Raw genomic sequence first — 2952 nt, 5'->3', positions numbered from 1 at the left:
GGAAACGCGAAGCAAACGCGCCAAGGAAGCCATTGACTTGGTTGGACTTAGCGGATACGAGAACCACACCCCCGATGCGCTCTCTGGGGGCATGCAACAGCGCGTAGGCTTGGCCCGCGCCCTGGCCAATGACCCCAGCATCTTGCTGATGGATGAGCCGTTTAGCGCACTCGATCCGCTCATCCGCAGCGAGATGCAGAACGAGCTGCTGAACTTGCAGCAGGAGATGCAGGAAACCATTTTGTTCGTGACACACGACCTGGACGAAGCGCTCAAGATTGGCGACCGCGTAGCCATTATGAAGTCCGGGCGCATCGTACAGGTGGGCACGCCCGAGGAGATCCTCACCGAGCCCGCCGACGAGTACGTGCGCTCGTTCGTGCAAGACGTAGATCGCACGCGCGTCATTCAGGCATCCACGCTCATGCGGTCGTATCCCACCGTGCACCTGGCCGACGCCACATCCGAAGAGCAGCCGCACGGCCCCGCCGTCGCTATTCGCAAGATGCGCAGCGAGGGCACCGACCTGGTCTATGCGGTGGATGCCGACCAGCGTCTCCTGGGCATTGTTCACCTCGACGATGCCGTCGATCTGCGCACGAAAGACCGCTCCGACCTGCACGAGACCCTCACCCGCGATGTGCCCACGGCACACGAGAACACACCGGTGGCGGCACTGCTGCCCGTCGTGTTCGAAGCCGACCTGCCTGTGGCCATTCTCAATGACAACGATGAGCTCGTGGGCGTGGTAGACCGTGCCTCCATTCTGTCGGAAGTCACCACCAACATCGAGAACCTGATGGAGTCCGGGGCCCTCAACAAAGACGCCACGCCCGAGAAGGCTCACGTCAGTCGCACGCTTGATGGCGAGGTTACCCCCGCAGCCGAGTCTGCATAACGCTCTCCTCTCCCGTGCATCCCCTGGACATCCTCCTGTCTTCAAACTGCGGGATGCTTATGCGTTTTTCTTGCAATAACGGATACCAGCGCTGTGATTGAATTTGATATTGGTGAAGAGTTTGAGTCGCTCATTCAGTGGCTTACCGCTAACTTCTCCCCGTTCTTCGACGCCATCACACAGTTCATTACGCTGCTCATTAACGGACTGGAGGCGGCGCTACTCTATCCCCCCAGCTACGTGATGGTTGCCCTGCTTACCGCCCTGGCGTGGTGGACCTGCTCGCGCGGCATGGCCGCGTTCAGCTTCATCGGCTTGCTGCTCATCGACCAGGTAACGCTCCCACTCCCGTTTTGGGATACGACGCTTGTCTTTGGCATGGGCTTCTGGGAGCTCCTCATGCAGACCGTAGCACTTACGCTCATCGCTACGCTACTCTGCCTAATCGTCGGTATTCCGGTAGGCATCTGGGCCTCGAAGAATAACGCCGTAAACCAGAGTGTGCGCCCCGTGCTCGACTTCATGCAGACCATGCCCGCATTCGTGTATCTGATTCCAGCCGTGCTGCTCTTCGGACTCGGCAAGGTGCCTGGTGTCATTGCTACCTTTATCTTTGCCACGCCGCCGGTGGTGCGGCTTACAAACCTCGGCATCCGCGAGGTGCCCGAGGAGGTTGTCGAAGCCTCACGATCCTTTGGCGCCACCACCCGCCAAACGCTGTTCAAGGTGGAACTGCCCGTAGCGCTTCCCACCATCATGGCAGGCGTGAACCAGACCATCATGCTGGCGCTGTCTATGGTCGTCATTGCGGCGCTTATTGGGGCGGAGGGCCTGGGCGGGCCGGTCGTGCGCGGCGTCACCCAACTCCAAATTGCCGACGGATTCAACGGCGGACTCGCTATCGTCATCCTGGCCATCTACCTCGACCGCATCACGCAGTCCATCGGTGAACAAGCCGCCACCGCAAGTGGATCAGCAGAATCCTCCTGAGGATTCTCGTAGGCTTCGTCATACCCACGCCCAACCGTTATTCCTTCGTAACATGCCGAAATATAAGGGAGGATTATACAAACTTTACGCTGTTAGATAAACTATTTGCACCCGCACTCATTGGGTGCTCGTGTCTATAACAATCCTGCATCACACAGCGCAACAGGACCAGACCTACCCCTGCCTTGCGCCCCCACCTGTTTTCCCTGACAAATGCGCTACCGACATATGATGAACACCAACCACGTTCCGCACTCTTCATCATCCTCTCCCTGGTTTGCAACCGCTGTTGCTGCGGTGCTTCTTGGCATTAGCGGACTGCTGCTGGCCGGATGCGGTTCATCCGATACTGGCACCGACGGCGCAGAAAGCGATATCAGCCTGGTCTACGTAAACTGGGTAGAAGGCATCGCCATGGCCCACGTCATGCACGAGGTGCTCCAGGATAGCCTTGACATGAACGTAGAGCAGATGAGCGAGGTCACCGGCGGCGGTACGGCCTTCACGTCCGTTGCCTCGGGCGGAGCCGATGTGTTTGTTGAGGCCTGGCTTCCTACGACACACAGCACCTCGTGGGAGGAGCATCAAGGCGATCTGCAGAAAATTGGGCAGTGGTACGATCGCACCACCGTTGGGCTGACGGTCCCTACCTACACTGATATTGAGAGTGTTGAGGATCTGGCCGATCACCGCGAAGCCCTAGACGGACGCATCCACGGCATCGAGTCGGGAGCAGCCGTTAACGAGCAGACACGCGAGATCCTCTCGAACAATGACATTGAAGGGTTTGAGGTGCTGGCTTCCAGCGGACCCGCCACCTGGTCTGAGCTGCAAAGCTCCATCCAAAACGAAGAGCCCATTGTCGTCACCGGCTGATGAACCCCTCGCGGTACTTGATATTCAGTTCATGCGCCATCTCCAGGGCCACCGTGCGCCCGGTGTCCGGGATCGGCACGATCACGTCGATGTCATGGTCCGGCCAGATGCGCCGGATCTTCTCGCCCAGCGCGGTCCCCATGCGCATGCGCGCGCGGTGGACAAACACGTTGTCGATCACCGAGTCC

The 2952-nt window shown here is 59.1% G+C and carries 3 protein-coding genes and 1 pseudogene; 3 read left to right on the top strand and 1 reads right to left on the bottom strand.

Features of this window, described 5'->3' with window-relative positions; genetic code table 11:
• The 3 genes from R6U20_RS03620 to R6U20_RS03610 form a co-directional block, all read left to right on the top strand.
• Positions 1-898: ATP-binding cassette domain-containing protein (locus R6U20_RS03620; RefSeq protein WP_410336506.1), on the top strand; the 898-nt coding region annotated here is incomplete at its 5' end.
• A gap of 93 nt (positions 899-991) precedes the next feature.
• Positions 992-1888, top strand: coding sequence for an ABC transporter permease (locus tag R6U20_RS03615; protein WP_410336505.1), 897 nt, complete (start codon positions 992-994; stop codon positions 1886-1888).
• A gap of 213 nt (positions 1889-2101) precedes the next feature.
• Positions 2102-2764: a glycine betaine ABC transporter substrate-binding protein gene (locus tag R6U20_RS03610; protein ID WP_410336504.1), complete on the top strand. Its 663-nt coding sequence runs from the start codon at positions 2102-2104 to the stop codon at positions 2762-2764.
• Here the strand turns inward: R6U20_RS03610 and R6U20_RS03605 are convergent.
• A pseudogene (locus R6U20_RS03605) lies at positions 2763-2952 on the bottom strand (amidophosphoribosyltransferase); the annotation flags it as partial. The gene R6U20_RS03610 and the pseudogene R6U20_RS03605 overlap by 2 nt on opposite strands.

The sequence above is a fragment of the Longimonas sp. genome, from assembly GCF_046498435.1.
In the GTDB taxonomy this organism is placed as follows: Bacteria; Bacteroidota; Rhodothermia; order Rhodothermales; family Salinibacteraceae; genus Longimonas.
The sequence above is the reverse complement of the archived record's forward strand: the minus strand, read 5'-3'. Positions and strand labels throughout refer to the sequence as shown.

Excerpts from the sequence above, each read along its gene's own strand:
- R6U20_RS03610 (WP_410336504.1), top strand. The coding sequence starts at position 2,102 with ATGCGCTACCGACATATGATGAACACCAACCACGTTCCGCACTCTTCA.